This window comes from Clostridium sp. KLE 1755 (assembly GCF_000466465.2).
Lineage (GTDB): Bacteria > Bacillota > Clostridia > Lachnospirales > Lachnospiraceae > Eisenbergiella > Eisenbergiella porci.
In genome coordinates this window covers 36657-61076 of the sequence record NZ_KE992670.1, presented here as the reverse complement: position 1 = coordinate 61076, position 24420 = coordinate 36657, and the positions used below count along the sequence as shown (strand labels likewise).

Here is a 24420-nt window from a genome sequence, read left to right as displayed (position 1 = left end):
GCCGCCCCCTGACACAACTCCCTTGAACCCTGGAGGCAGCATAAGGTTTTTTAGGGCGGAAGTGAAAAAATAGTGAAGTAATTCGGGGAGTGTTGAGGAAGGATGATGGGGGAATGTTGGTTTCAGATCGGAAAGGTCAGCGTATTTCGTGTGTTGAGCTCAGGGAAGTGATTTAGGTGTGCCGGAATCCATCCTGTAAAGCGATTGGGGATGGATTCTGGCAGTAACTGTGAAGGGAAAGTAGAGTTATAAATTTTATGACATTTATAATCGGAGGGATGTCAGCATTGGTAGATGGCGGCGCCTTTGGGGGGGAGTTGGAGGGTGGTTCCGGCTTTGCAGGGGCGGTTTTCCAGGAGGCTTGTGCCATCGGTTTCCAGGGGGAGGGAGACGGGAAAGTCGTTGTGGTTGAGGAAGAAGAGGAATCTTTTTCCGTCTTTGTCCCTTTCTGTGATTTCCACGCCTTCACAGGGTGGGTATACGGGGGTGATATTCTGTTCGTCCAGTATATGCTGCAGGAAATCTGCATAAAAATCTTTGTCGGATCGGGTGGCTACGTAGTAGGCGTGTCCTTTTCCGTAGGCGTTGGCGGAGAGCACGGGGGTCCCTGCGTAGAAGTCGCTGTCGTAAACGGCGAGGGGCTGCGCTGTTTCCATGTGCATGATGTCGCAGATAATTCCGGCTTCGTGGGTTTTTCCGTTCCAGGTGAAGCTGTTCTTCATATAGGAGGGGAGGGCGTCTGTCTCTTCTACCCAAATCCCCAGGATGTCGCGCAGTTTTCCGGGATAGCCGCCGGTGATAACCAGATCGTGTTCGTCTACGATGCCGCTGAAGAAGGTGGTGACAAAGGTGCCGCCTTCCCTGACAAAGCTGCGGATTTTTTCATCTGTGCCGGGTTTTGTCATATAGAGGACGGGGGCGATAACTACGCTGTATTGTGACAGATCGTCTTCTGTGGAAATGATGTCGGCGGGCACGTTTTTTTCATAGAGGGCTGTATAGTAGAGGAGAATTTCGTCCATGTATTTCAGTTCGCAGCTGGGGCCGGCGGAGTATTCCAGAGCCCACCAGTTATCCCAGTCCACCATGATCGCAGCCCGGGAGGGTGTCCTGGAGTCAAGGGTAAGGTCGCCCAGGGCTTCCAGTTCATGGCCAAGCTGGCTGATCTCACGGAAGACGCGGGTATTTTCGTTGCCTACATGGTCGATGACTGCGCCGTGGAATTTTTCGCAGGCGCCAATGCTTCTTCTCATCTGGAAAAACATGACCGCATCCGCACCGTGCGCTACTGCCTGGTAGCTTAAAAGGCGCATGACGCCGGGGCGTTTGAGGAGGTTATAGGGGTGCCAGTTGGTTACGCTGGGCGTCTGTTCCATGAGAACAAAGGGGGCTCCCTGCTTCAGGCCGCGGATGAGGTCGTGTCGCATGGCCACAGCGGCGTTGGTATCCACAGTGTCGGGATAGTTGTCCCAGGAGGCAAAGTCCAGATATTTCGCCCATTTCTGGTAATCCAGGGGTTTATAAAAGCCCATGAGGTTGGTGGTGACCGGGATGTTGGGGGTTACGGCTTTTACAGCCTCGTATTCCGCGCGGTAATTATTCAGCATGGAATCTGAGTTAAAACGGCGGTAGTCCAGGGAAATCCCCTGGAAGGTGGTGCGGTTTTCCGCAAAATGTTCGCTTTGCAGGTTGGGTGCCACGATTTCATCCCAGTCGTAGAAGGTATGGCCCCAGAAGCTGGTGTTCCAGGCGCGGTTGACTTCTTCTATGGTGCCGTATTTTTCCTTCAGCCATACGCGGAAGGCTTTTTCACAGTTTTCGCAGTAGCATTCTCCGCCGTATTCGTTGGAGATGTGCCAGGCTACGATATTGTCATATTTTCCGTATCTTTCAGCCAGCTTTTCGGCCAGCGCCCTGGAATATTTCTGATAGACGGGGCTGTTGGGGCAGGAATTGTGGCGGCTGCCGAATTTACGTTTCATGCCGTTGAATTCCGTACGCAGCACCTCCGGATATTTTTTTGCCATCCAGGCGGGGTGGGCGGCGGTGGAGGTGGCAAGGACTACCTTCAGGTGATTCCTGCGCACCAGGTCCATAATTTTGTCCAGGCGTTCAAAACGGTAGGTTACCTCGTCAGGCTGCAGGGCCGCCCAGCTGAATACGTTCAGTGTTACGCAGTCTATCCCTGCCAGATGGAACATGCGCATGTCTTCTTCCCATACGGATTCCTCCCATTGCTCGGGATTATAGTCTCCGCCGTATAACATTTTTTTTGCCATATTTTCTCCCTTCTGCACACGGAATCGCGCACAGGCAATTTATTATGAAAAATTGTTGCAGTACGGATAACCGTACCATTACAGAGCCGGGGGGTCTTTCCTGCTTTTCTTTCCGGTTCTGGTTTTTTAGGGGTTCCAGTGAAAACGGGTGTTCAGCCATTCGCAGCTCATTTCGAACCAGTGGGCCACGTGGGGGTAATCGTCTCCCACCTCTTCAGTGCACATGGACAGGCCGTGGTGGCCGTGTTCAAACAGGTGGCATTCCGCAGGGATGCCGTGTTCGTAGAGGCTTTTAACAAAGCGCATGGTGTTGGCTACGCAGACACAGTCGTCATCCATGGTATGCCAGCAGAAGGCCGGCACCGTTTCTTCATTGACCTGTTCTTCCAGGGAGAAAAAGGCTTCCTCCTCCGGAGTGCGGTCCGGTCCCAGCAGGGCGCTGAAGCTGTCATGCCATTCGGGATGTGCTTCCGGCCGGGCGGAAATCACGGGATAGCTGAGGACCATGGCGTCGGGGCGGTTTTTCCCAAGCTCTGAAGGATAAAATTCCCGCAGTTTTTCACTGTTCCAGTGGACGCCCAGGCTCCCCGCCAGATGGGCCCCTGCGGAAAAGCCGATGACTGCGATTTTTTCCGGATCCACGCCGTAAAGGGCGCTGTTTTCACGGATATGTACCACACTTTCGGACAGCTCGCCCAGAGGACGCAGGCCGGTGGCCGGGCGTTCCAGTTCCCTGCCTGTTGTGCTGTAGTAGAGGATAAATACCTGGAAGCCTTTGGCGAAATAGGCTTCAGCAATGGGATCGGCCTCTCTGTCGGAGCAGTATTTATAAGCTCCGCCGGGGCAGATTACGGCGCAGGGGCGTTTTTTCCTGTGCGCCATTTCTTCATAATAAGGATGCAGCCAGCCCACAAGAAGGGCCTGGGAATCCTGAATGGGATGAATTTCTACTGTTTTCATGTGTGCTCCTGTCTGGTGTATTTTTCAGAATAATAATCGGACCCACGCTAAGCGCGGGTCCATTTTCGTTATACAATATCCTGTGATTACAGTCAACCTTTGAATACGGTCCGCCGGAGGGATCTTTGTGTGAGCCGGTTCCTGATTTCCGGGGAAACCGTAACGGTCCAGGAGGTCCGTCGTCCTGAGCTGTTACATGAAATCAGCCTTTTACTCCGGCAAAGGCAACGCCCTCCACGATATACTTCTGGCCGATGCAGTAGACAATGATAATCGGGATGACGGAGCATACCGTACCCGCCATGATGGCACCGTAGTCTGCGGAAAACTGCTGCTGGAAGCTTGCCAGTCCCAGCTGGATGGTTTTCAGCCTGTCGCTGTCCAGATAGATCATGGGGCCCATGTAGTCGTTCCATACGCTGTTGAAGGTGAGTACCGTCAGGGTAGCCAGGCCGTTCTGGGACAGGGGAAGAATGATTTTACGGTAGATGCCGAAGGTGGAGCAGCCGTCAATTTTGGCCGCCTCATGAAGGCTGTCTGGAATGCTCAGCATGTTCTGGCGCAGAAGGAATACGCCAAAGGCGCTGAAGGCCTGCAGGACGATGAGGGAAAGGTGGGTATTGTACATGCCGAAAGCCTTTACCACGATGAACTGCGGAATCATGATTGCATGCCAGGGAACCATCATGGTTGCCAGGTAAGCTACGAATATCTTATCTCTGCCGGGGAAATGCAGTTTGGTGAATGCAAATGCCGCCAGGGAGCAGGTGAACAGCTGGAGCAGTGTGATAATGACTGCCAGCTTCAGCGTGTTCAGGAAATATTGCAGGAACGGAATGCTCTGCCATACCTTTTCATAATTGAGGGTACGGAATACCTCGGGAATCCATTTTACGGGATAGGAGAAAATCTCCGAATTCAGCTTAAAGGAAGCGCTGACCATCCACACAAAGGGAACTAACATTGTAAATGCGACAATAGAACAGAAGAAAAAAATCAGGACGGTGCTGATTTTCATTTTCTTTTTGTTCTGTCCGTCTTTTGATTTTGCCATGCCAAACCTCCTTTAATCCTCGTTTACCCAGTTTTTCTGACCCTGCCACTGAATCAGTGTTATGATCAGAATGATTACAAACAGGAAATATGCAATCGCCGATGCATAGCCCATTTTCCATTCTCCGAAGGCTTCTTTATAAATACGGAATACCAGCACGCTGGTGGAGCGTCCGGGTCCTCCCTGCGTGGTAACATTGATGATGTCGAATACCTGGAAGGACGCGATAAAGCAGAGGATGGTTACCATGAAGGTTGTGGGGGAAAGCATGGGCCAGGTCACATGCCAGAACAGTTTCCAGGAGTTGGCGCCGTCGATTTGGGCCGCTTCATATAAATGGTTGGGAATGCTCTTAAGCCCGCCCATGAACATGATCATGTAATAACCGGCCTGCTTCCACACAACGACGATGATAACCGTTAAAAGCGCTGTTTTTGTGGACATGAACCATTTGGGAAGATGCTCCTGGGCAATGCCGATGCCGCGCAGCACCTGGTTGACGGGGCCGTCTACCGGCTGGAACAGCAGCATGGCGATACAGCCAATGGCTACCATGGAGGTCAGGTTGGGGAAGAAAAACACGGTCTTGAAAAATCCGCCACCAAACAGCTTCCGGTTCAGGGCCAGGGCCAGAATCAATGAAAAAGCAATGGTAAGCGGCACGCTCACCAGGGAGTAGATCAGGTTATTTACCAGGGCCGCCTTGAACTGGGAGTCCCCGAACATTTTGATGTAGTTGTGCAGTCCCACAAAATTCCATTTGAAACCGTTGTAGTCAGTGAAGCTGATTAAGAGCCCCAGGATGATCGGGATTGCTGTAAAAATGAAAAATCCGATAAAATTGGGGAGCAGATACAGGTAACCTGAGATAGCTTCTCTTCTTGCCGCCCTGCTCATCCTTTTTTTAGGTTGTTTTTTTACGGAAGATGCCATATTCCCTCCTTTGTTGCATGCTGTGCCATGCAAATTAGCTGTGCATGTGTGCCGCCCTCCGTCCGTAAGAGCGGATGTTTACCCGGCAAAATCCGGCGCCCCTGTAATAGAGGTGCCGGATTGCGCGGGTACTCTGCTGTCTTAATTCATAATCTCGTCACGTAACTCGGCGTAATTTTCAAACGTTGCATCCAGTGACTGCTCATCCAGCAGGTAAAGCTGTAATTCCTGATTGTAAGCTTCAATCAGAGATGCATAGCCTTCCTGGCCCTTCTGCTCGTCCTTGATCTTGGCTGAGAAGCGGTATTCCACACCGGGAACGTTTACTTCGGATTTGAATACTTCCAGAGCTTCATCGGTTGCATAGGAAGGAACATCATGGTTCTGGGCAATGATGGTGGTTCCTTCAGGAGTGGTGCAGTAGTATTCGATGAATTTGTATGCTTCTTCCGGATGCTTGGAGTTGGAGGAGATTACCAGGTAGGAGCTCTGTCCAACGCTGGAGCCTTCCGGTTCGCCGTCGAAGATCGGCAGCGGCGCCGCGCCCCATTCAAAATCAGCTTCCATCAGTCTGAACATCCAGTCGCCGTTGATCATGGTGTAAATATTTCCTGCTTCAAAGTACGCCTTGATGTCAAAGGTTCCGGAGGTCATTTCTGCAATTCCGGGAGCGCTTGCGTCATCCACGTACATACGGTGCTGAATCTGTGCAAATTCTTTGGTTCTTGTCAGGCTTTCGTCATCCAGGTATTCGCCTGCTGCGACAGCGCCCAGGTTGGGAGTCCAGATAGGCATCAGGCCACCCCAGTATTTGGTTCCGCCTTCTTCACCGGTGAGCTCCTTAATCAGGTCAAGGTATTCGTTCCATGTGAGGTTTTCAGGATAATCGATTCCTTTTGCATCAAACAGTTCCTTGTTGTAGAAAAGCATCCAGCAGGAACCGCTTGTGGGGTATCCGTAAAAGGCGCCGTCAGCGTCGGTAACGCCTGCAAGGGAGGTTTCCTTGATGGGGGAAAGATCCACGCCGGATTTCTCAGCATAGGGGGCAAGGTTTACAAAAGCGCCGTTGGCGGTATACTGTGCCATCTGCGCAGGGGTACGTACCCAGTAGATGTCGGCGTCTGTGGAGCCGCCTGCTGTCATTACCTTAACCTTATCGTCATAATCGCCTTCTGCGATGCTGTGTCCCACCACTTCAATGTCACTGTTGGCAGTGTTAAATGCTTCGATTTCTTTCTGTGCCACTTTTTCCAGGTCGGTGGAGTAGTAGAAATTTACTACTGTTTTATCAGAACCTGCGGCAGCTTCTGAGCCTGCGGCGCTTTCTGCGGTTGTGTCTCCTGATGCTGCGGTGCTTCCTGCATTGTCGGAAGAGCTTCCGCATCCTGCCAGCAGGGTTACTGCCATGGCAGCCGTAAGAAGAATGCTTAATGCTTTCTTTTTCATAATGTCCTCCTTTGAACTTTTGTTTCCAGTCACTTGATGTTTTCATTATAGCTTTTACATTCATTCTGAAAAGTCACAAAAAATCTACACCTTACAGGCATAAAAAAAGCGCCTGATTTCTTCGGTTTTTACCGTAAATCAGGCGTTTGGCATAAATTTTAAAGTTGGGGTGCAACAGCAGAACTGCAAAAAGAGGATGAATTTTTCTACACCCTCCCTCTGAAACTGATGTACGCAATAACAGTAATCAGGCGTATTTTCTTTGAAACATATATACTTACTGTGAAGCGTTAAAATGGGGGAGCTGAAATTTCTGCCCTTCTTCAATTTCGGTTCAGGTTGTTTCGTTCCTTCAGGTAATCCTTCATGGTCTGATCCAGAGTCTTTTCCCCTTTCAGGTATGAGGCGGCTTCTTTATCAAAAATATCCCTCAGATCCTGATACAGAACGTGCTTGCCTTCTTCATTCTGCAGGATGGCGTCAAAGAAAAAGTTCACATGGATGGCGCCTGCGTTCTGCTTATAGCTTTCCCTGCCTTCTTCCGTAAAATAGGAGGGGAAGCAGTAGTGGGAGGCCAGGATGGAGGCCCCTTCTTCTCCGCAGGCAAACTCCAGGAATTCAAAGGCATTTTCCGGATAGCTGCTGCCGGAATAAACCGCCAGGTAGGAGTTGCTCCCCACAGAGGTTCCCGGTTCCACGCCCTCCGACAGGGGAAGCGGCGCCGCGTCCCAGCGGCAGCTAACGGTCCCGGAGGCTTCCAGGTTCTGAAGGATCTGTATGGTCCAGTCACCATTTATCATCATGCCGATTCCACCGTCCAGGAAGGCTTCATAGCCAGGGGTGTAAATTTCTTCCATTTCCACGGGGTTGGGATGGCTGTGATCCTGGTTGTAGAGTCTGTCCATCAGCTGCAGGAACTCTTTTGTGGCGGGAAGCTCGTCATCATAAAGATATTCTCCCAGCTCCAGCGCCCCCAGGTTGGGAACCCATATGGGAAGGTAGCCGCCCCACCTCTTCTGTCCGTCTGGCGCCGTGCCGTCAATGCGTGCCGCCAGGTCCGCATATTCCTCCCAGGTCATCTGTCCGGGATAGTCCATGTGCAGGCCGTCAAAAATATCACGGTTGTAAAACAGGAGCCAGATATTCTGGATGAAGGGCAGGGAGTATATACTTTCATCTAACTTTACGATATCCAGGGACTGGCCGTATTTGGAAATGTCCAGTGCGCTGCCGCCCACCAGCTGGGACAGATCAAAGAGCTGTCCCGCCTCCGCCATGCGGTTGGATTTGGAGGGCTGGCGAAGCCAGATTACATCCGCCTGGCCGCCTTCTTCCAGAAGCTTATTCAGCCGGTCTTCATATTCAGAATCCTCCAGGTAGCGCATTTCCACTTCGGTCGTACTGCTTTGTGCATTAAAAACTTTGACCAGATCTTCCATGTAGGGAGCGCTGACCGTTACATCATAGCAAATAATTTTCTGCTTTCCCGCCGGCTGGCTGTCGCTGTATTGCGTATCCTGCTCCTTCTGCACTTTTTGGCAGGAAGCAAGGAAGGACAGGGAAAGCAGGAAAATCGTAAGTATCAGGAAATGTCTTATTTTCTGCTTCATTTTGCGTCCTTCAGATCCATATTTTTTACATTATGAAGGTAATCATAAATTTTAAGGTCATTGACCCTTTTTACCACTTCCGCCATGGAATCAAGATCGAATTTTTTAAGGATATTGTGGATATGTCTTTTCAGGGTTGTCATTTCCACACAGCGCATGGCGCAGATTTCCGGACGTTCATAGCCCTGGCGAAGCAGATCAAGGATATCAATTTCCGTCTGGGTCAGCTGGGTTACCAGCATGAGATTATACAGGAAGCTGTCTTCGCTCTGCTTTACCCGCTGGAATTCGCGGCGGATTTTCTCCGCGATCACAGGCCGTATGGGGGAACGGCCGTAATAGGCATCCTTCACGCAGGTGATCAGCTCCTCCTGTCCGGAATTTTTCAGCACATAATCGGATACTCCCAGCTTAAAGGCCTGGAATACGTTATCATCATCCTCGTAGGAGGTGAGGATGATGATTTTTACCTGGGGATACTGGGACAGGATCTGGCTGGCCGCATCCAGGCCTGCGGTCCTGGTTTCCATTTCAATATCCATCAGAATGACATCGGGCTGGCAGAGCACGGTTTTCATTACCGCCTCATAGCCGTTCTGAACGGCGGCAACCACTTCAAGCTCGCCGTCTTTTTCCAGCAGACGCTGGTATTTTTTCAAAAGCGCGGGCATATCCTCCGCAATTAATACTTTTATCATTTTACTCCTATCTGCGTGCAAGGCACGCACTTAAATCAGGAAGGCTGAAGGCAGGGCTTCAGCTTTACTCCTATCTGCATGCATGCTATATCCGGGTAACCGGGAGGTATACGTGGAATACGGTTCCCTGGCCCACTTCGCTTTCCACATCGATTTTACCGCCGGAGTCGGTAATGATTTTATGTGTCAGTGTCAGGCCCATGCCCCAGCTCTTTGTCATTGGCTTTGAGGTGAAAAAGGGGGTGAAGATATTCACCAGGTCTTCCTCGGGTATTCCGCAGCCGTTGTCCTTTACATCGATAATTCCCCATCGGCTGTCAGCCAGCAGCATTACCTGAATTTTCCTGGTTCTCCCTTCCACCTGCCTGAGGGCATCGCAGGCATTGTTGAGAAGGTTAATGAGCGCCTGGCCGATAAATTCCCTGTCTGCAAATACCTCCGGGTCCTCACCGGGAATGCTCACCGACCACTCTATATCCGTTTCCGGCCTGGAAGATTTCGTATCCTCCACGGTCTGCCGTACCAGCTCTCCCAGCCGCAGCCTGCGGAAATTCATGGTGTTGTCCTTGATATGCCTGTGGATATCGTCCAGCCGCCCGTAAAGCGCTTCACAGTGCTCCACCAGAAGCTCCTTGTCCCTGCTGTCTTCCTCTCTCACCTCCAGATTTTCCACCTCGGCCTGCAGGTTGAGCAGTTCATTTTTCATAAAATGGCAGAAAACCCGGGTGGACATGTTTACCGCATTGATGCTCTGGGATACCTCCAGGCTATAATTTTCCATCTTAGTCCGAAGCTCATTCAATCGGTAGCTCCAGGCAAGCATCAGGATGATAAAAAGTAAAATGAGGTAGGGCAGCGCGCGGTATAACGGGATGTAGCTGTTCATAAACAGCATTTTATAGGTAACAACATCCATTGCCTTCGAGTACTTTATCATCTGCATCGGGAGGCGCCCCATGAACATCAGATAGCATAGGATCAGCATAAAATACGATATCAGAATGATGATCAGGGACATCCGGTACACCTTAATATGAGGCACCCGGAGCAGGCTCACCAGTATACTTCCCAGACAAAGAAAAAGGAGCAGCAGGTTCATGACAGAGGTCGCCGTTCCCATGCCGTTCCACAGCCTTTCCACGCCGGAAACCGTCATGTGGGCCGGATAGAGGAACGAATAGGCGCGGATGTAAATTCCAGGGCTGCAAATGATGTATTCCAGAAGGAAAAAGGCTGCCGCTGCGGGGCAGAGCCTTCTGCATTTTTTCCTCTCCTCCTGCTTCATGAAGGAGGCTGCAAACACCAGATTGCTTGCCGTAAACAGAATACTGCTGATATTCAGGCAGTTTATTACGGCTTCCCTGGAAATCTTCAGGGAATAGAGCCTGGCCGCCATCCCCCTGGGCACCAGGAAATAACGCAGGAATATACTCAGATTAAATGAGGATTTACAAAAATATAAAATAAAAAAGCACAGTGATGTCAGGAAGAAAAACAGAACCAGAAACATGGATATCAGCTGCATGGTCCGGTATTCGGATCGGGTAAAAAGAAGCAGCATAATCATCACTGCGCACACAAGTATCAAATATACCATTTAAAGCCTCCACAGCCTGTAAAACAGGCATTTTTTCGGATCCGCTTGTATCTTACAATAATTGGTCGGGAGTGTCAACGAAATGGACTTCCTTGGGCCGCACTTTTCCTTCCACGGCTCCGGCCACGGAGTATTCATTATAAATACGCATGATATTCTGCAGCAGATCCGTATGTTCAAAATCCTTATGGTATACCATATTGATCTCTCTTGTCATGCTCAGGTTCTCAATGGGCAGTCCCGCCATCTTCCCTTTTTTCAGTTCGTTTGCGCAGGCGCTCCTTGCCAGTATGGAAACGCCGAAATCCCGGCGCACCAAATCCTTGATGGTTGCCACGTTGTCTACTTCCAGTATGACATTAAATTCATCCAGTGATACATTATTGCTCTCCAGATGGGAAATAAAAAGATTTCGGGTTCCTGAATCCGGAAGGCGCAGAATCAGGTTCTCTTTCTTCAGCTCATTCAGGGTCACCATGCTCTTTTTGGAAAGCGGGTTCTTATTGGATACGGCCAGAATCAGGGAATCTGTATCCAGCATGACCGAATTGAAATTGGGATCCGTAATCCTGCCCTCCACAATGGCCAGATCGATCTCATAGGTTTTCAGTTTCATATAAAGATTGTTTATGGCATCAGAAATAATTGTTATGCGTGTACCTTCGCTGAAGCTGCTGTATTTCGCCAGTACCTCCACCATGATATTACTTTCGGAGGTATGTGTGATGCCCACCGTTATTTTCCGGGCATGCCTCCTTTCATCCTTCAGGCTCTGCTGCAGGTTCTGATACAGGCTTACTATTCTTTTAGCGTACTTGATAACGATTTCTCCTTCGCTCGTCAGCTTGAGATTTCCCTCCCCGCGGACAAAAATGGTAACCCCAAGCTCCTTCTCCAGCTGCCTGACATGCTGGCTGGCAGCCGGCTGGGTAAGCGAAAGCTTCTGCGCCGCTTTGGTGAAACTGTTCAGTTCATTAACCGTAAGAAGAGTGACGAGCTTGGGATCTATCATGGAATGCCTCCTCATAAATTTTCATAATGAGATAGTTATAAATCATAATTTGCCTTTATGGTTTTCGTTGATATAATTGTACCATAGAAGGGGAATATAGCAATACAAGGGGGTCTTTTTTCATGAAAGAATTTTATAATAATCTGGACGAGGCGACTCTCGTCTTATGTTCTTTATCTATCATACTTTTTGCGGGGTTTCTTCTCACCCGCCTGACCAAACGGCTGCATCTTCCGAATGTGAGCGGCTACATCCTTGCGGGCGTGCTGATCGGGCCGCAGGTCGCGGCGCTGGTGCCCTCCCACATCCTGGATCATATGGGGTTTGTCAGCGATATTGCGCTGGCCTTCATCGCTTTCGGCGTGGGAAAGTTTTTTAAAAAGGATGTTTTAATGAAAACGGGCTGGAAGGTGGTAACCGTTACACTTTGGGAATCTCTGCTGGCCGGCCTGCTTGTTACGGTAAGCATGCGGCTGATTTTTCACCTGTCCTGGGATTTCTGCCTGATTCTGGGCGCAATCGCCACGGCTACCGCACCGGCGAGCACGATGATGACCATCAGACAGTATCATGCCAAGGGCGATTATGTAAATGTGCTGCTGCAGGTGGTGGCGCTCGACGATGTGGTCTGCCTGCTTACCTTCAGTGTGGTGGTGGCTGTCATCAATGCCGGAAGCAGCGGCCATATCCGGATAATGGATGTGCTTCTTCCTGTTGTTTATAATGTGGCGGCGCTGGGAATAGGTTTCCTTTGTGGCTATCTGCTTTCCAGGCTGCTGACGCCCGCCCGGAGCAAGGATAACCGTCTGATTCTGGCCATCGCCATGCTCACGGGGATATCAGGGCTGTGCTCCGCTTTCGGGCTGTCGCCGCTGCTTTCCTGTATGGTTTTCGGCGCTTCCTATATTAATCTTACCGAGGATAAGAAGCTGTTCCGTCAGGTGGATCGTTTTACGCCTCCTGTGCTTTCCATGTTTTTCATTGTTTCCGGCATGAGCCTTGATCTTACTGCGCTGAAAACAGCCGGGGTTATTGGAATCACCTATTTCCTGATCCGCATCATCGGGAAGTACGGCGGAATGTATCTGGGCTGCGTCCTGACTAAAATGCCGGCTTCCCACCGAAATTATATGGGGCTGGCGCTGATTCCCCAGGCAGGGGTGGCAATTGGCCTTGCTTTCCTGGGACAGCGGCTGCTTCCTGCGGAAATCGGCAATCTTCTGCTGACCATTATTTTATCCTCCTCTGTTCTCTATGAGCTGGTGGGGCCGGCCAGCGCAAAGCTTTCCTTCTTCCTTTCCGGAACAATCAAGAGGGAAACAAAACCGGAAGCCGACAGGAATACGGGGAAGGAAAAGGTAAAAAAGTATCCCGGAAAAAAACCGGTTAAGAATGCGGAGTAAACTGTGATGTAAAAATGGTAACTCTGAAGGGACTGAACAGCTGCCAGAAGTGAAAATCCGACCGCAGAATTGAAATTTACCACTTGCAGAATACGGAAAATTACTATAGAATATAAGTGCTGCCGGTTACGGCAGCACTCAGTATGTCCGGAGATGTATCGAAGCGGCCATAACGAGAACGACTCGAAATCGTTTTGTCCTTAACTGGGCACGTGGGTTCGAATCCCACCATCTCCGCTGAATAAGCTGTCGGTAGATACCGGCGGCTTTTTTTATTATCTGGTTTTTATTTTACCTAAAACTGTTCAAACATACCGATCACATTTAAAGTAGTCCGCAGTCTTTCAGGATTTTCTCCACCACCTCCCATATGGAAAGTGATGGATTTTCTTTATAATAACTGTAACCTTTATATTTCTGTTCTACACAACCATTTGTACGGTTACGCTGCATAATTACTTTTGACCTTTGAATAGCAGAACGAACATCTTCCAGGGTCAGTTTACTGAGAATCCTTTTAAATTTCTCCTCTTGCTTATACTGAAAAAGGTTCTCAAAATCCTCCCCATATGCACGATTAAGCGGAGCAAGGTATTGGCGCCGATTGGTCAGGCTACCATTACAATCCGCTTTATGGAGAATAATCCATAGTTCAAAAGTAAAATTGCTGTACATGTACTTCGTCTTCACTTTCACGGTCGAATATATGGGTAATTTCAGTTTTTCCCAAGATTGTCAGTTTTTTAATACGAACAAGCGGATCTTTCTGGACTTGACTGTCCAACTTGACGCGGAATTTTGCATCCGATTCTGCATTAATTGTATTTTGCAACCAGTTCAAATACCAGTGTTCGGTCTCTCCCTCAACGGAAAAGTAGTATTTTCGTGTTTCCTTCCTCATAACTTTACACCTCATTTCCACGATGAAGCAGTTCTTCAAAAATAGGTGTAAAATCAATATCCCGGATAGCCCCATACCGATCTACAAAATAATTTTTCGTGTAATCCTCGTTGTTTCGGACACCTTTTTTCCCTGCAGTTCCAAAGTCTGAGAGTGCATAATGTATACTGCAGTGATTCGCCTCATCACGCTCTACAAACTTAATCTCATCACGCCGGAAAAGATTAGCATTCAGGAAAATAGGGTTATGTGTATTAAAAATCAGCTGTGCATGGTGGATGTTAATTTCGTCATTATGGAAGATATTTATTATATTCATCAGAGCCATCGGATGGAGGGACGCATCGAATTCATCAACCACCAACGTCCCGCCGTTTAGAAGCGCATTAACTACCAGTGGAAACATATTTACAAATCGGATAGTCCCATAAGACTCAAACAACTCTGCAGGAATTGCAGTTCCTTTTTCCATATTTTTAAAAACAGAACATAATTTGGCTTCGTTACTTTCCCCATCAACTATATAGCCCAGCGCATTGGAATTAATTCCAAAACAAGCGGCTGCTTCGTTTATGGTTTTCTCCACATATACGGATTTCTTCCCGGCATCACTGAATTTCCGAATCAGATGCAGGGCATCAGCCCTGTATATGACCATAAATTTATTATCCAGCCATTCACTTATCAGTGATACCAGCTTGGAACTGAACATAGTCTTAAAGCCATTCATCAAAAATAATTCTTCTTCATTCAGATTACTGACAGCCAGTGCTATTGCACCTTCGGCGTTCTGCTCAAAAGCATTGACCAGCATATTCCTGATTACCGTCAGGTCCTCAATCTTAAGCCCCCCATTCCGGGAAAAAATAACAGAACCATCGACAGACAATGTTTCAGTCAGGATCCGCCGTTTATAATGGCTTTCCAAAAAGCCACCCAAATCAACAGTAAAGGAATATTCAATCAGCCTTTCTTCTGAGATAAATTTAACCGCAAAGCTTACTGGTAAATTATTTTGACTGGAACTATTCGGAATCAGCTCCAACGTACCGGCCGCCGCATTAGGATCACTTTTATCGTTATCATTTCGGATATTACCCCGAAGCACAATAGATTTAAAAGTATCCATTGCACCTATAATATTGGTTTTTCCCGATGCATTAGGACCATAAATAATAGCGGAACACAGTCCCTTGTATGTTTTTTTACCAATTTTTTCTTCCAATATACTGTAATCCAGTCCTTTTTGTTTAGGTGCTGGTGTTAGTGAAAAGACAAGTTCATCCTTAAATGACTTGTAATTGGATGTGCGAAATTCCAATAACATACTTCCCCTCCATTCTGCAAAAATTTTACAAAAATATAGCTTTATTATATTGTATAGTATGGCATTAAGTCAATTTTTTATATTAATTTTGCGTAATCTTTGCAAAATGTTTTTTAATAATACAGTAGACTTCCTTTCATATTTTGTAAAACTATTATACCTAATTATCGTTGTTTTCACCAATTGTCAGTTTTTATTAAGAATTATGAAGATCATTTTTTAAGAAACAGCTACTATACTCTTAAGTATACCAAAAGCAAGTAGTACTCCTTCAGAAACAGAAAGAACAGAAAGGAATTTATCCATGCGAATTAATTTAAACCACTTAAGCATGATCTATCCTAACGGCAGGCAGGCTTTAAAGGATATCAGCCTGACGCTGGAAAGTCCCAGCCTTATAGGCCTGGTGGGCCCTAACGGCGCCGGGAAATCGACCCTGATGAAGCTGCTTGTGGCCGGGCTTCTTCCCACAGGCGGCACCATCAGCGTTGATGATGTCCCCCTGTCCAGATGTGAAAAAAAGCTGAAGGAAAAGCTGGGCTATCTCCCCCAGGATTTCGGCCTGTATGATGAGCTGACGGTCCGGGAATTTCTGGATTATATGGCGGCGCTGAAGGGTATCCGTGACAGTAAGGCCGCCATCGAATCCGCTATCCTGGCTACCGGCCTGGAGGAAAAGAGGAAGGCGCGTATCAAAACCCTGTCAGGAGGACAGCGTCAGAGAGTGGGAATTGCACAGGCGCTGCTGGGCACGCCGGAGTTTCTTATTTTAGATGAGCCTACGGTCGGCCTGGATCCGGAAGAGCGTATCCGTTTCCGTAATTTTTTCTCCCAGACAGCGCAGGATAAGCTGGTATTGCTTTCCACACATATCATCGAGGATGTACAGTCCGTATGCGACCGGCTCATTGTGATTGACCGGGGGCAGATTCTGTTTATCGGAAGGCCTGAGGAATTGGTTCTGCAGGCCAGGGGACATGTAGGGGTATTCCTGGAACAGGGCGGGGATGAAAAAACTTCCGCACTCCGTATCATTTCACGGGTCAATACAGCGGAGGGCGTGCTGTGCCGGGGCGTGGCAGAGGTTCTGCCCCAGGAAGCCCGCAGCGTGGAACCTACTTTGGAGGACGCTTATTTATATCTCATCACACAGGAGGGAAAAACACAATGAAATTCCATTCTCTCTTCCGGGTGGAGCTGGGACGGCTTTTCAGAAGCAGGCTGACCTGGGCGGCTCTCGGTATTACCATAGCCGCGCCGGTGCTTGGCCTTACGCTCTACAGCCCCCTCTCCGGTTCGCTGAACTGTACCTTTCTCGCCAATCCCGCCCTGGCAGGTGCGCTGGCCGGCGCGTTGATTTTTGCGCTGCTCACCGTTCTGGAGCTGGACCGTGTCCACCGCAGCCGCACCGATGTCCTGACGGATTCCATGGTTTCCCCTCTCGCTGCGGAGGCCTCCCGGACGCTGGCCCTGCTGACGGCCGCTGCCGCTACCGTTATAGCTGCTGTATTAATATGGCTCCCCATTACGGCTGCGTTAACCGGCGCCATATTCCGGCCGGGCCTGTGTGCGGCAGTCTATCTGCTGGTAATTCTGCCCGCGCTCTGGTTTGCCATTCTTTTTACCGCTTCAGCCTATCAGCTCGTGCGAAGGCTGGACATCACACTGGTTGCCTTCACAGGCTTTTTCCTCTTAAGCCTGACCGCCTGGTCCGAAAACTGGCTTCTGCGGTGGGTAAATCCTGCCCTGGCTTATCTTTCCGACGATTTTGGCAACCTGCGGAGGCTTATGTCCCTGGGCTGGAACCGGCTTTTCTGGCTGCTGGCACTGGGCGGGCTCTGGTGTCTGTGCCTGCTGTGTACCAGGCGATATGGCAAAGGCGCCTTCGGTTCCCTGATCCGGAATGCAAGAAAGTTTTATCTTCCCGTACTGTCCGTTGTACTGGCAGCGGCGAGCTTTCTGGCCTACACGAAACAGCCCTTTATCGATCATAGTGAAAAAGAAATTGATTACGATGCACACTACGACTTTGACTATAACGAGCACGTGACCTATTCCGCCATTACCGTGGACGCGCAGCCTTCTCTCTCCCGCGGACTCTTCCGGGGGACGGCGGACTTTACCCTGCACAATGATTCCGGACAGCCCCAGACGATCTCCTTCTGGATTAATCCGGGCTACACCTTCCGGTCCGTTACGGCGAACGGCAGGGCAGTTCCCTTCCGTGACCTGAACGATGACTCTATCAATCAAAAAACAATAGAGCTGGATATACCTGCCGATGAGAACATAGAATTGATAGTTGAATACGGCGGATTCCCAAAGGAATGGAATATTATGTCCCTGTATCAGGGAGAAACTGAAATCAGCGATGACTATATCTATCTTGCCCATCAGGATTTTTCGCCTATGCCGCGGGATTTTGCGGAGGGCACCAGGGAACAGGCGCCCCTTACGGCCAGGATCACCCTGCCTGACGGGCTGCGTCCGGTTCTTTTTGGCACAGGCGAAGTGGAAGCAAAAAAAACTGAAAACGGTTCCACGCAATGGGTTCTGCATGATGCGGGCTGGAGCCTGATACTCTATGCCGGGAATTATATTTCCGAGCAGATTGACGCCGCAGGGCTGAACGTGGAATTTTTCTACAGTGCCAGGCACCAGCGGGTAATGGAGGAGTGCCGCGTAAATGATACGCTGAAACAGGTATTTGAATACTGTACCGATCATTATGGTCCTTTGTCTTTTTATGGGGATGAAGGTATGCGGCTTATCGAAATCGGCGCCGTGGGAGGCGGATATGCGGCCGGAGGCGCCAGCGTCATGGGCGAAGACAGCTTCAGCGAAGCAGGCCTTAAGGATCCCCTGAAAGGGGCAGGCGGCAGTGAAGTCATGGCCCACGAAATTATTCATCAGTGGTGGGGGCTGGGCAATATGGTCGAACCTGTCTCCGAAGCAGATCCCTGGTCCGCCGAAGGTCTGACGGTTTACACCACCTACCGGCTGATGAAGGAGCTTCACGGCGCGGACTATGCGCAAAAGTATTATGTAGATGTGTGGCAGTCCCGGGTGGCGGATTATTATCAGGATTTCTACGTACGCAATCCTGAGTTCCTGTCAACGCTGCCGGAGCAGTACAGGGCCGATATCGCCAACAGCCAGTCCACCGTCCGGCGTTACTGCGAAATGCCGCTGAAAATACTGAAAGCGGAAAAGCTGGTGGGCGGTGAGGAAGCTATGGATCAGATTTTGTCCGGGCTGTTCACCGGAGAAACCAATCCGTCCTATCCCTATCTCACCTGGCAGGATTTTCTTGACGCCTGTAATCTATCGGAGGAGGATTTGAATCTTGGGTAAAATTTATTTATACGAACTGCGCAGAACCGTGCGGAGCAAATTCTTCTGGGGCCTGCTGGCGGTATGTCTGTTTTTCGGCTGGAATACGCTTAAGACCGCTACCATCCGGGGCGCGGCCCATACGGCTCCGTTTTCCCCCTGGAGCTTCGGCGCTTATCTGTCCCGCCTCCTGCCGCTTCTGGGCATGGCGCTGCTGTTTTTCCAATGGAACCAGTGCAATGAAAAATCCAGACGCTTCTGGATCCTCACGGATTCCACTCCCGTGCCTCCCGGACGGTATCTTCTGGTAAAATGCGCCGCCGCGGTCACGGCCTGGCTCTTGCTGGCGCTGAGCGTCACAGCCCTGGGAATCATCTTTCTGACGGCGTTGTTTGGCGGCAGCGTGCCGGTGGGAATGCTGCTGCTGACGGCCGCCTTAGCACTGCTGCCATCACTTGCGTTCCTGACAGGCCTAGGGCTGCTGGCCGGACATATACATTCCCTCCTGCTGTTTGTGCTGATGGCGTTCGCCCTCGCAGCGGGATTTGTCCCACTTCCCATGAAACTTGATCTTTACGGATATTCCTTCTTTACGGAATATCCGCTCACCCTGGGGCTGCCTGATCCGGCATTTTCCTTGCCGGCAGGCATGCTTGTATCGAAGATTATTTTTCTTCTTGCCGGAGCTGCTTTTCTCCTTCTGGCCATATGGCGGCGGAAAAAGGCTTCCTGAGCTTTCTACCCAGGCTGCATCGCGGGGAATCTGCCGTAACGGCTGCACTTTATCAAGCGTTACGCTTTTTCCCGCCCTTTGGCGTACTTCAGGAACCTGGCAATCTTTCCACGCACCTGTTTTCTTTCATTGTCACGGTTTCTTTCCGCAAAGGCAATCATTTTCTCCTGATAGCCGGGCAGACATAAGAGGACGGAAAAGCAGTCGATCACATGGCCGACAGCCACGTTTCTGCATTCCGGGGAAAGCTCCTGTTTCCTGTAAAAATTATGGCTGTCTGTTTCAAGGAGGCGTGGAAGCACCGTATCCGCCGCTTCCGGATAGGCCTTCAGAATCCTGGGAATGCTTTGTACGACATTTCCGAACACCGCAATATCATCCGTATCCAGCAGACGCAGGTAGCGCCCGGCGCAATTTTCCCATTTTCTTTCCGTCTGCGAATCCAGCTCCAGCAGATTGGGGACGGACAGGATGACCCCCAGGCGGATAAATGCATTATCGCTGTCCAGGAGGGCAAAAAGCCGGTCAAAACAGGGGTACAATAGCTGCGGCCTGTCTTCGCTTATGTAACGCACAATCTTCTCCGCCATATATTTAGCGGCTGTCTTTTCCGTTTCCAGGATGTCCAGCAGATCCGTAAGCAAAATATGTTCTTCATATACCTGTGCGGCATAGCTCTCCGCCGTGTCTTTTTTTCTCAGCTTTTCCAACAGTTCTTCTCTTTCCATGGCATTTTCCTCCTGCTTTGAGGATACACCCTCCCCCGCAGGGGAGGGTCAAGACGGTTATCGCTTCCCTTTCATAGTACCATGCGCCCCGTATAAGTCAATGCTTCCAGATTTTACTGGGCTGTGCGCGGAAGGTAGGATATCGGAACAGCAGCGTTTTCAGAGCCGCCCAGTTAAAGGGATAAAGCGGCCACAAATAGCTTGTGCCCGCAAAGGTGGGGGTCGTGACGGCGGAGAGGATTACCAGTAACAGACCTCCCACAAACCCCCAAAGCCTAAAGACCGCAGTCATCAGTATCAAAAAGATGCGGTACACCCGGACGGCGTCGCTGAATTCCATGCTGGAAAGGGAAAGGCTGGTAAGAAGGGTCACCGCGGCATAGAAAAGGACCTCCACCGTAGCCCAGTTCAGGCTGACAGCAATGTCCCCGATAATCAGCCCTCCCACAATGGACAGGGAGCCGGCAAACCGGCTGGAGCTGAGCGAGGCGGAATACTTGAACAGGTCCAGGCCGAATTCCACTACCAGCACATAAAAAATCAGGGTCGGCGCCGGAAGCGTGCCGTCTGCCAGCAGCTGCCACTTTTCTGTAATATCCGGGTAATAAGCGGTTATCAGCAGGAAAATGGGCATCAGGAGCAGACTGATAAAAATGCAGACAAAGCGCACAAGCCTGAAATAACTGCCCACAATCGGGCTTTTATAATAATCCTCCGGGCTTTGGGTAAACTGGAAAAGTGTGCAGGGCAGAATCAGCGCCTCCGGGGAATTGTCCACAATCAAAAGCAGATAACCTTCCATCAGATAACTGCAGGCCACATCGGGACGCTCCGTGCTGTGTATGCATGGAAGCGGGTTATACCATCTTTTATGCACAAGCAGCTCCTCCAGGCTCTTGGAGCCCATGGTAAGGGAGGTTACCTGCAGGCTTTGAAGCTTTTTCCTCAGGGTATCAAGAAGCTCCTCGTTTACATAGCCCTTTATATAGGCGATTGCCACATCGGTTTTGCTTTCCGTGCCGACATTCTGTATTTCGAAGGTAAGCTGGGGAGAACGGATTCTCCGGCGTATCAGGTTGGTATTAAACAGCATGGTTTCCACAAAACCGTCGCGTGATCCCCTTGTCACCTTCTCCGTATCCGGTTCGTCGATGCCGCGGGTCGGATAGGAACGCACATCCAGGATGATCGCCTGGGCAAAACCATCTATCAGCAGAACGGAAGGGCCGCTGAGAACGTTTCTAACGATTGTATCCCAGTCATCCGTAAGGCTTGCCTGTGCATACCCGATTCTGGCATTCATATAATTCTGTATGTTTTCCACGACGGAATCCTTCATATAGAGAGGGTTCTGCAGATCGGAAAAAATCTGCTGCAGGATTTCTGTTTTGCAGAATCCGTTGATTCCTATCCAGTAGCCCCTGGTATCGCCCAGATACAGATCCCTTGTGATGAGATCGAAGCTGGTTCCAATGGGAAAAAGCTCTCCTGCCGTTTGTATGTTGTCGTCAATATTTTCTGATAGCTTATTCATAATGGGCTTATCCTCTATTTTTATTTTCATAACTGCTTTGCCATGTGGACAGTTTCTTATTTTTTCCTACAGGATAGTATGTGCCGGCGGCGGAATCTCTATTCTTTTGTTCCTAAGACCTGTTTTTGCACTTTTATTATATTTTTACTTTTTATATATTTTCTGCTTTTTAAAGATTTACTATTGACAAGTATTACTGTATATACTATAGTTACAGTATAAACTGTAATTGCAATTTTTACAGAAACCAAACAACAATTTACAAAAGATAAAAGGAGGCTTATTTATGTCTGTTACTACTATAGGAAAAGCAAATTTTGAAAAAGAGGTACTGCAGTCCGATCTTCCGGTTATAGTGGATTTCTGGGCGCCCTGGTGCGGTTACTGCCGCAGGTTAAGCCCTGTGGTAGATCAGCTTGACGGAGCTTATGAAGGCCGTCTTGTGATCGGCAAAATCAATATTGACGATGAACCTGAGCTTGCGGAAAAATACGCGGTGGAGACCATCCCCACGCTGATGCTGTTCCAAAAGGGAAAGGAACCCGCAGTGATTATCGCTCCCCAGTCCAGAGGCCAGGTAACGGAATGGCTGAAGGAAAACGGTGTGGAATAAAGCGGCCATGCTGAAGAAAGAAAGGAGTCTTCCATGAAATCAGATTATACAGACGTAGCTATCATAGGAGGCGGCCCCGGCGGTTATTCCGCGGCATTATACTGTGCCAGAAGCGGCTATTCCGTCCTGGTGCTGGAAAAGCTGTCGCCGGGCGGCCAGATGGCAACCACCGGCCAGGTGGACAATTACCCCGGATTTGACGAAGGGATAGATGGCTTTGAGCTGGGTGAAAAAATGCAGCGGGGCGCGGAGCGTTTCGGCGTGAAAACGGAATTCGACGAGGTCGTGTCCGTGGATTTGGCCTCCTCTCCAAAGCAGATCACCACAACCTCAGGCGTGATAAACGCAGGCACCGTTATTATAGCCACAGGCGCATCTCCCAGGCTGTTGGGACTCCCCGAAGAAAACGCATTGCGCGGAAGGGGCGTTGCCTACTGCGCCACCTGCGACGGGCAGATGTATAAAAATAAAACGGTCATCGTAGCCGGCGGCGGCAACAGCGCGGCGGCGGATGCCCTGTTCCTCTCCAAGATATGCAGCAAGGTATATCTGGTCCACCGCCGTGACAGCCTGAGGGCATCCAGGATCTATCAGGAGCCTTTGGAAAAAAGCGGCGTGGAATTCTTATGGAACAGCAGAATTATAGAAATCCTTCATGACAAACGGGTGAACGGCGTACGGATCGAAAACGTAAAGGATCAAAGCATAAGGGATATTCCTGTTGACGGAGTTTTCGTGGCAATCGGGCGCGTTCCGGATACGGAGCTTTTCCGCGGGCAGATCGAGCTTGATCCCCAGGGTTATATCATCGCGGATGAAACGACGCGCACCAGCATTCCGGGCGTGTTTGCCGTGGGGGACGTGCGTACCAAACCGCTCAGGCAGATAGTTACCGCGGCGGCGGACGGCGCTACGGCTTCCCATTTTGTTGAAGAATATCTGATGTAATGAAAGGATGCTGCCGGGCGCAGGAATGAATTGCGCCCGAACAGGCAGTTAAAGGGTCTGTGAAAAATGAACAGTCATTTTTCACGGACCCTTTTTACATGTCTTCTTTCTGGTTCAGGTTACGCCATCATCTCAAGGAGCGTCAGAATATCGTCCCTGGTGAATGCATAGAAGGCGCCGCAGGTATGGGAGCCGCCGTTTGTCATGTTATCGGCGATTTCCTCAAATTTCTCTTTTCCCACGCCGGCCTCGCTTAAGGTTAATGGAAGCCCGGCCTCCTTAATCAGGCCGCGCAGCCGTTTTATGCCTTCACGCGCTGTTTCTTCCGGGTTGTCGAAATTCATTTCCGCATTCCATACCCGTACAGCATATTGCGCCAGCTTGGGGATGCATTCTTCTTTGCCGCAGAGGAACTCCATCCATGCAGGGAAGGAAATTGCCAGCTCTGCGCCATGGGCGATATCGTAAAAACCGCTGATTTGATGCTCCAGTCCGTGGTTGAACCAGTCCTGCGCCCTGCCGCAGCCTGTCATATCATTCTGCGCCCAGGTACCGCACAGCATGATTTCCGCCCTTGCCGCATAATCATCCGGTTTTTCCAGAATGACGGAAAGGTTATGGATTACGGTGGTGAGGATTGCTTCCGTCACCCTGTCGGTCATTTCCACATTCTGTGTATGGCTGAAGTAACGTTCCATGGCATGGGCCATGATATCCATGCTTCCGCATGCCGTCTGGTAAGGAGGCAGCGTATAGGTAAGCTCCGGATTCATGATGGAGAATACAGGACGCATCAGAGGTGAGCCAAATCCGGTTTTTGTATGTGTGGTTTCATCCGAGATAACGCAGCTGTCGCTTTCTTCACTGCCTGCTGCCGGAAGGGTGAGGATATCCGCCACAGGCACTCTTCTATCACCGGGTTTCACCTTCCCGGAAATCAAATCCCATACATCCCCGTCATAGTATACGCCGAAGGACATGGCCTTGCAGGTATCAATGACGCTCCCGCCGCCTACTGCCAGAAGAAAGTCAATCCCTTTTTCCCGGCACAGCGCAATCCCTTTCCTTACCAGGGAAACCCTCGGGTTGGGAACCACGCCCGGCAGCTCGTCAAAGGGCAGGCCTGCATCCTGAAGCGCTTTTACCACTTTTCCATATAGTCCGCTTTTTTTAATGGAAGAGCCTCCGTATACAAAAAGGACTCTTGTTGCGCCCTGTTTTTTCAGTTCTTCTCCCACACGAAGCTCGGTTTCTTTTCCAAAAATCATTTTAGTACCGCATTGAAATTCAAATCCGTTCATTTTCCTGCTT

General features: G+C 49.9%; 21 protein-coding genes and 1 tRNA gene. 7 read left to right on the top strand and 15 right to left on the bottom strand.

Features of this window, described 5'->3' with window-relative positions:
* Window positions 1-281: 281 nt before the first annotated feature.
* The 9 genes from HMPREF1548_RS05615 to HMPREF1548_RS05575 form a co-directional block, all read right to left on the bottom strand.
* A complete protein-coding gene (locus tag HMPREF1548_RS05615) occupies window positions 282-2279 on the bottom strand; it encodes a beta-galactosidase (RefSeq protein WP_035321239.1) in 1998 nt (665 codons plus the stop codon).
* A gap of 126 nt (window positions 2280-2405) precedes the next feature.
* Window positions 2406-3239: an alpha/beta hydrolase gene (locus tag HMPREF1548_RS05610; RefSeq protein WP_021634867.1), complete on the bottom strand. Its 834-nt coding sequence runs from the start codon at window positions 3237-3239 to the stop codon at window positions 2406-2408.
* Between the two features lie 202 nt (window positions 3240-3441).
* Complete coding sequence (locus tag HMPREF1548_RS05605; protein ID WP_021634866.1) at window positions 3442-4293, bottom strand: carbohydrate ABC transporter permease; 852 nt, start codon at window positions 4291-4293, stop codon at window positions 3442-3444.
* 12 nt (window positions 4294-4305) lie between these two features.
* Window positions 4306-5226, bottom strand: coding sequence for a carbohydrate ABC transporter permease (locus HMPREF1548_RS05600; protein ID WP_021634865.1), 921 nt, complete (start codon window positions 5224-5226; stop codon window positions 4306-4308).
* 141 nt (window positions 5227-5367) lie between these two features.
* A complete protein-coding gene (locus HMPREF1548_RS05595) occupies window positions 5368-6672 on the bottom strand; it encodes an ABC transporter substrate-binding protein (protein WP_035321235.1) in 1305 nt (434 codons plus the stop codon).
* Window positions 6673-6995: 323 nt separating this feature from the next.
* A complete protein-coding gene (locus tag HMPREF1548_RS05590) occupies window positions 6996-8282 on the bottom strand; it encodes an ABC transporter substrate-binding protein (protein WP_021634862.1) in 1287 nt (428 codons plus the stop codon).
* The gene (locus HMPREF1548_RS05585; protein WP_021634861.1) at window positions 8279-8980 is read right to left on the bottom strand and encodes a response regulator transcription factor; all 702 of its coding nucleotides are present in this window, start codon (window positions 8978-8980) and stop codon (window positions 8279-8281) included. Before HMPREF1548_RS05585 ends, HMPREF1548_RS05590 begins: the two co-directional genes overlap by 4 nt.
* Window positions 8981-9065: 85 nt before the next feature.
* A complete protein-coding gene (locus tag HMPREF1548_RS05580; protein WP_021634860.1) occupies window positions 9066-10577 on the bottom strand; it encodes a sensor histidine kinase in 1512 nt (503 codons plus the stop codon).
* A 52-nt stretch (window positions 10578-10629) separates the two neighbouring features.
* Complete coding sequence (locus HMPREF1548_RS05575) at window positions 10630-11589, bottom strand: LysR substrate-binding domain-containing protein (RefSeq protein WP_021634859.1); 960 nt, start codon at window positions 11587-11589, stop codon at window positions 10630-10632.
* 122 nt (window positions 11590-11711) lie between these two features.
* Here HMPREF1548_RS05575 and HMPREF1548_RS05570 point away from each other — a divergent pair, with 122 nt between their 5' ends.
* On the top strand, window positions 11712-12992 hold the full coding sequence (locus HMPREF1548_RS05570) for a cation:proton antiporter (RefSeq protein ID WP_021634858.1): 1281 nt from the start codon (window positions 11712-11714) through the stop codon (window positions 12990-12992).
* A gap of 149 nt (window positions 12993-13141) precedes the next feature.
* Window positions 13142-13229, top strand: a tRNA-Ser gene (locus HMPREF1548_RS05565).
* Window positions 13230-13316: 87 nt separating this feature from the next.
* Here HMPREF1548_RS05565 and HMPREF1548_RS30405 read toward each other — a convergent pair.
* Genes HMPREF1548_RS30405 through HMPREF1548_RS05555 form a run of 3 tightly spaced genes read right to left on the bottom strand, consistent with a single transcriptional unit; the run spans window position 13317 to window position 15220 of the window.
* A complete protein-coding gene (locus HMPREF1548_RS30405; protein ID WP_021634857.1) occupies window positions 13317-13667 on the bottom strand; it encodes an RloB domain-containing protein in 351 nt (116 codons plus the stop codon).
* On the bottom strand, window positions 13645-13893 hold the full coding sequence (locus HMPREF1548_RS30400; RefSeq protein ID WP_243003165.1) for a hypothetical protein: 249 nt from the start codon (window positions 13891-13893) through the stop codon (window positions 13645-13647). The genes HMPREF1548_RS30405 and HMPREF1548_RS30400 overlap by 23 nt, the downstream gene beginning before the upstream one ends.
* Before the next feature lie 4 nt (window positions 13894-13897).
* Entirely contained in the window at window positions 13898-15220 is a 1323-nt protein-coding gene (locus tag HMPREF1548_RS05555) for an AAA family ATPase (RefSeq protein WP_021634855.1), read from the bottom strand.
* Between the two features lie 304 nt (window positions 15221-15524).
* Here HMPREF1548_RS05555 and HMPREF1548_RS05550 point away from each other — a divergent pair, with 304 nt between their 5' ends.
* Genes HMPREF1548_RS05550 through HMPREF1548_RS05540 form a run of 3 tightly spaced genes read left to right on the top strand, consistent with a single transcriptional unit; the run spans window position 15525 to window position 19286 of the window.
* The gene (locus tag HMPREF1548_RS05550; protein ID WP_035321232.1) at window positions 15525-16391 is read left to right on the top strand and encodes an ATP-binding cassette domain-containing protein; all 867 of its coding nucleotides are present in this window, start codon (window positions 15525-15527) and stop codon (window positions 16389-16391) included.
* A complete protein-coding gene (locus HMPREF1548_RS05545; RefSeq protein ID WP_021634853.1) occupies window positions 16388-18574 on the top strand; it encodes a M1 aminopeptidase family protein in 2187 nt (728 codons plus the stop codon). The genes HMPREF1548_RS05550 and HMPREF1548_RS05545 overlap by 4 nt, the downstream gene beginning before the upstream one ends.
* Window positions 18567-19286: a hypothetical protein gene (locus HMPREF1548_RS05540; protein ID WP_021634852.1), complete on the top strand. Its 720-nt coding sequence runs from the start codon at window positions 18567-18569 to the stop codon at window positions 19284-19286. The genes HMPREF1548_RS05545 and HMPREF1548_RS05540 overlap by 8 nt, the downstream gene beginning before the upstream one ends.
* Window positions 19287-19345: 59 nt before the next feature.
* Here HMPREF1548_RS05540 and HMPREF1548_RS05535 read toward each other — a convergent pair whose 3' ends face one another.
* Together HMPREF1548_RS05535 and HMPREF1548_RS05530 are read right to left on the bottom strand one after the other, a co-directional pair.
* On the bottom strand, window positions 19346-20014 hold the full coding sequence (locus HMPREF1548_RS05535) for a hypothetical protein (protein WP_021634851.1): 669 nt from the start codon (window positions 20012-20014) through the stop codon (window positions 19346-19348).
* 97 nt (window positions 20015-20111) lie between these two features.
* A complete protein-coding gene (locus HMPREF1548_RS05530) occupies window positions 20112-21548 on the bottom strand; it encodes a spore germination protein (RefSeq protein WP_035321249.1) in 1437 nt (478 codons plus the stop codon).
* 286 nt (window positions 21549-21834) lie between these two features.
* Between HMPREF1548_RS05530 and trxA the strand changes: the two genes are divergently transcribed.
* Together trxA and trxB are read left to right on the top strand one after the other, a co-directional pair.
* Complete coding sequence (gene trxA / locus HMPREF1548_RS05525) at window positions 21835-22161, top strand: thioredoxin (protein ID WP_035321226.1); 327 nt, start codon at window positions 21835-21837, stop codon at window positions 22159-22161.
* A 33-nt stretch (window positions 22162-22194) separates the two neighbouring features.
* Entirely contained in the window at window positions 22195-23109 is a 915-nt protein-coding gene (gene trxB, locus HMPREF1548_RS05520; protein WP_021634847.1) for a thioredoxin-disulfide reductase, read from the top strand.
* 119 nt (window positions 23110-23228) lie between these two features.
* On the opposite strand, the gene HMPREF1548_RS05515 is transcribed toward trxB, so the two are convergent.
* Window positions 23229-24410 (bottom strand): iron-containing alcohol dehydrogenase, encoded by a 1182-nt coding sequence (locus tag HMPREF1548_RS05515; RefSeq protein WP_021634846.1) that lies wholly within the window; start codon window positions 24408-24410, stop codon window positions 23229-23231.
* Between the last annotated feature and the right edge of the window lie 10 nt (window positions 24411-24420).

Coding starts and splice junctions, on each gene's coding strand:
- HMPREF1548_RS05615 (WP_035321239.1), bottom strand. CDS start 2,279: ATGGCAAAAAAAATGTTATACGGCGGAGACTATAATCCCGAGCAATGG.
- HMPREF1548_RS05610 (WP_021634867.1), bottom strand. CDS start 3,239: ATGAAAACAGTAGAAATTCATCCCATTCAGGATTCCCAGGCCCTTCTT.
- HMPREF1548_RS05605 (WP_021634866.1), bottom strand. CDS start 4,293: ATGGCAAAATCAAAAGACGGACAGAACAAAAAGAAAATGAAAATCAGC.
- HMPREF1548_RS05600 (WP_021634865.1), bottom strand. CDS start 5,226: ATGGCATCTTCCGTAAAAAAACAACCTAAAAAAAGGATGAGCAGGGCG.
- HMPREF1548_RS05595 (WP_035321235.1), bottom strand. CDS start 6,672: ATGAAAAAGAAAGCATTAAGCATTCTTCTTACGGCTGCCATGGCAGTA.
- HMPREF1548_RS05590 (WP_021634862.1), bottom strand. CDS start 8,282: ATGAAGCAGAAAATAAGACATTTCCTGATACTTACGATTTTCCTGCTT.
- HMPREF1548_RS05585 (WP_021634861.1), bottom strand. CDS start 8,980: ATGATAAAAGTATTAATTGCGGAGGATATGCCCGCGCTTTTGAAAAAA.
- HMPREF1548_RS05580 (WP_021634860.1), bottom strand. CDS start 10,577: ATGGTATATTTGATACTTGTGTGCGCAGTGATGATTATGCTGCTTCTT.
- HMPREF1548_RS05575 (WP_021634859.1), bottom strand. CDS start 11,589: ATGATAGATCCCAAGCTCGTCACTCTTCTTACGGTTAATGAACTGAAC.
- HMPREF1548_RS05570 (WP_021634858.1), top strand. CDS start 11,712: ATGAAAGAATTTTATAATAATCTGGACGAGGCGACTCTCGTCTTATGT.
- HMPREF1548_RS30405 (WP_021634857.1), bottom strand. CDS start 13,667: ATGTACAGCAATTTTACTTTTGAACTATGGATTATTCTCCATAAAGCG.
- HMPREF1548_RS30400 (WP_243003165.1), bottom strand. CDS start 13,893: ATGAGGAAGGAAACACGAAAATACTACTTTTCCGTTGAGGGAGAGACC.
- HMPREF1548_RS05555 (WP_021634855.1), bottom strand. CDS start 15,220: ATGTTATTGGAATTTCGCACATCCAATTACAAGTCATTTAAGGATGAA.
- HMPREF1548_RS05550 (WP_035321232.1), top strand. CDS start 15,525: ATGCGAATTAATTTAAACCACTTAAGCATGATCTATCCTAACGGCAGG.
- HMPREF1548_RS05545 (WP_021634853.1), top strand. CDS start 16,388: ATGAAATTCCATTCTCTCTTCCGGGTGGAGCTGGGACGGCTTTTCAGA.
- HMPREF1548_RS05535 (WP_021634851.1), bottom strand. CDS start 20,014: ATGGAAAGAGAAGAACTGTTGGAAAAGCTGAGAAAAAAAGACACGGCG.
- HMPREF1548_RS05530 (WP_035321249.1), bottom strand. CDS start 21,548: ATGAATAAGCTATCAGAAAATATTGACGACAACATACAAACGGCAGGA.
- trxA (WP_035321226.1), top strand. CDS start 21,835: ATGTCTGTTACTACTATAGGAAAAGCAAATTTTGAAAAAGAGGTACTG.
- trxB (WP_021634847.1), top strand. CDS start 22,195: ATGAAATCAGATTATACAGACGTAGCTATCATAGGAGGCGGCCCCGGC.
- HMPREF1548_RS05515 (WP_021634846.1), bottom strand. CDS start 24,410: ATGAACGGATTTGAATTTCAATGCGGTACTAAAATGATTTTTGGAAAA.